General features: G+C 56.3%; 1 protein-coding gene. It reads left to right on the top strand.

What is annotated here, in order from left to right; all coding sequences use genetic code 11:
- A partial coding sequence (locus tag DV434_RS10885; protein ID WP_192882528.1) for a hypothetical protein occupies positions 1–348 on the top strand: 348 nt, incomplete at both ends.

Raw genomic sequence — 348 nt, 5'->3', positions numbered from 1 at the left:
CAGCATCTACTGCAGACAGCAAAGCAGTGGCCGCATCCACGGCCGCATCAACCGCTGACTCTAAAGCAACTGCGGCTTCAACTGCAGCATCTACTGCAGACAGCAAAGCGGTAGCAGCGTCTACAGCTGCTTCAACCGCTGACTCTAAAGCAACAGCAGCTTCAACTGCAGCATCAACCGCTGACAGCAAAGCGGTGGCCGCATCAACGGCCGCATCAACCGCAGACAGCAAAGCAGTGGCCGCATCAACGGCCGCATCAACCGCTGACTCTAAAGCAACTGCGGCTTCAACTGCAGCATCTACTGCAGATAGCAAAGCGGTAGCCGCGTCTACAGCAGCATCTACAG

The organism is Haemophilus haemolyticus (genome assembly GCF_003493685.1).
Classification (GTDB): domain Bacteria; phylum Pseudomonadota; class Gammaproteobacteria; order Enterobacterales; family Pasteurellaceae; genus Haemophilus; species Haemophilus haemolyticus_O.
This window is presented reverse-complemented; position numbering and strand designations above follow the sequence as displayed.